Annotated in this window: 3 protein-coding genes; all 3 read left to right on the forward strand. The window is 54.1% G+C overall.

The genetic code is table 11. The features are described from left to right. Window positions 1-253: 253 nt before the first annotated feature. Complete coding sequence (gene ctaD / locus C8R21_RS15390; RefSeq protein WP_107763477.1) at window positions 254-1,846, forward strand: cytochrome c oxidase subunit I; 1,593 nt, start codon at window positions 254-256, stop codon at window positions 1,844-1,846. A gap of 40 nt (window positions 1,847-1,886) precedes the next feature. Further along, the gene (locus C8R21_RS16015; RefSeq protein ID WP_166637073.1) at window positions 1,887-2,030 is read left to right on the forward strand and encodes a hypothetical protein; all 144 of its coding nucleotides are present in this window, start codon (window positions 1,887-1,889) and stop codon (window positions 2,028-2,030) included. Window positions 2,031-2,083: 53 nt separating this feature from the next. Further along, window positions 2,084-2,610, forward strand: a 527-nt coding sequence (locus tag C8R21_RS15395) for a cytochrome c oxidase subunit 3 (protein ID WP_181258981.1), incomplete at its 3' end; no start/stop codon positions are given.

The following is a 2,610-nucleotide window of genomic DNA, read 5'->3' on the forward strand; positions in this document are numbered from 1 at the left end:
ACGTGGATATTGCCTCGGTGATCACCTACCAGCGCAATTCCTTCGGCAACTCGACAGGCGATGCTGTCCAGCCATCCGAAATCAATCAACACAGAAGATAGTCAAGGAGAAATCATGAACCTGCGTATTCGATGTTGCCCAACATGACACTGCAGCAGGATGACAGGGCGATCGCTATCCTCCTTTGATGAGTTGGGATAACAGTCGGCAGAGATATCAAAAATATTCAAGAAACAGCACCCAGGAGAAACTCATGGCAGCAATACCTGATCACGATGTCGTGCATGGCGCCGATCACGCGCACGACCATCCCCCCACCGGCCTGATGCGGTGGCTGACCACCACGAATCACAAGGATATCGGCACACTGTACCTCTGGTTCAGCTTCATCATGTTCCTGACAGGAGGTGTGATGGCGCTGACTATCCGGGCGGAGCTATTCCAGCCAGGAATACAGATCGTCAATCCCGAATTTTTCAACCAACTCACCACCATGCACGGATTGGTGATGGTTTTCGGCGCCATCATGCCGGCCTTCGTCGGTTTTGCCAACTGGCAGATACCGATGATGATCGGCGCTCCCGACATGGCCTTTGCGCGAATGAATAACTGGAGCTTCTGGCTGCTTCCTCCCGCGGCATTGTTGCTCATCACTTCTTTCTTCGCGCCCGGCGGCGCTGCTGCCGGGGGCTGGACTTTTTATCCTCCACTGTCGGTGCAGATGGGCATCGGGATGGACATGATGATTTTTGCCATCCATATACTCGGTGCTTCCTCCATCCTGGGTTCGATCAACATCATCACCACCATTCTCAACATGCGCGCGCCTGGCATGACGCTGATGAAGATGCCCATGTTCGTGTGGACCTGGCTGATTACCGCTTATCTGCTGGTGCTGGTCATGCCGGTGCTGGCGGGTGTGGTGACCATGCTGCTGACTGACCGCAATTTCGGCACCAATTTCTTCAATGCGGCGGGTGGGGGTGACCCCGTGATGTTCCAGCATATCTTCTGGTTCTTCGGGCACCCGGAAGTCTACATCATGATCCTGCCGTCATTCGGCATTGTCTCCGAGGTGATTCCCACTTTTTCCCGCAAGCCGCTGTTCGGATATTCCTCGATGGTGTATGCAACCGCTTCCATCGCCATTCTTTCCTGCATCGTCTGGGCGCACCATATGTTCACTGCGGGCATGCCGGTGGTAGGGCAGTTGTTTTTCATGTACGGCACTATGCTGATCGCGGTTCCGACCGGTGTGAAGGTGTTCAACTGGACCGCCACGATGTGGCGTGGATCCATGACTTTCGAGACGCCCATGCTGTTTTCCATCGGCTTCATTTTCCTGTTCGTCATCGGCGGTTTCAGCGGCGTGGTCTGCGCCATTGTCCCGATCGATGTCCAGGTGCAGGATACCTACTATGTGATCGCGCACTTCCACTACGTGCTGGTATCCGGATCACTCTTCGCCATCTTCGCCGGTGCGTACTATTGGCTGCCGAAGTGGACGGGTCACATGTATGACGAGACACTGGGCAAATGGCACTTCTGGCTGTCCATGTTCTTCTTCAACCTCACTTTCTTTGTCCAGCACTTCCTGGGGCTTGCCGGCATGCCGCGCCGTATTCCCGACTATGCGCTGCAATTTGCGGATTTCAACATGATTTCCAGTATTGGAGCATTTGGATTCGGTATGACCCAGTTGTTGTTCCTCTATGTGGTACTGAAATGCATCCGCGGGGGAGCAAAGGCGCCCCAAAAACCATGGGAGGGTGCAAAAACACTGGAGTGGACCTTGCCCTCGCCGGCGCCCTATCACACCTTTGAAACGCCGCCAATCGTGAAGTAATCCGTGAAGTAATCCGCTAATCGATAAACAGGAGATCGTCATGTCGAAAAATATGGATATGTCGCAACCCGTGAATCTGTCGGAAGATGAGGAGATCGAGAGGAAGCTTGCAGCAATCAGAACGGCTCTTTATGCCCTGGCTTTCTCTCTGGTGGTGCCCCTTATGCAATATTTTTGGCAATAGCTGCTGTCAAAACCAGCCGGCATCCTATCGATCAACCATAAAGAGAGAAAAAAGTGAGTCAAGAAGCGAGTCATTACTACGTTCCGGCCCCATCCCCCTGGCCCATTACAGGGTCACTAGCGCTGTTATTCATGGGATTCGGTGCGGCCTTGTCGGTCAACCGGATTCCCCTGGGTTACGGATTGCTGGCGACAGGCTTTGCCATACTCGTCTACATGATGTTTGGATGGTTCGGCACCGTGGCCGGTGAAAGCGAGAGCGGCAAATTCAACAAGCAGGTCGATAAATCCTTCCGCTGGGGGATGAGCTGGTTTATTTTCTCGGAAGTCATGTTTTTCGGGGCTTTTTTTGGCGCCCTGTACTACATGCGCATGCATTCCATACCGGATCTTGCCGACCTGGATAACAAAATACTGTGGCCGGACTTCACCGCCGACTGGCCCACGGCAGGTCCTGGCATCCAGGAGAAATTCATGCCGATGGGACCCTGGGGTCTCCCCGCGATCAATACCCTGCTCCTGCTGACCTCGGGCGTGACAGTCACCTGGGCGCACTGGGCACTGAAGCTGAACAAGCGTGG

This window comes from Nitrosospira multiformis (assembly GCF_003050865.1).
Taxonomy (GTDB): Bacteria; Pseudomonadota; Gammaproteobacteria; order Burkholderiales; family Nitrosomonadaceae; genus Nitrosospira; species Nitrosospira multiformis_E.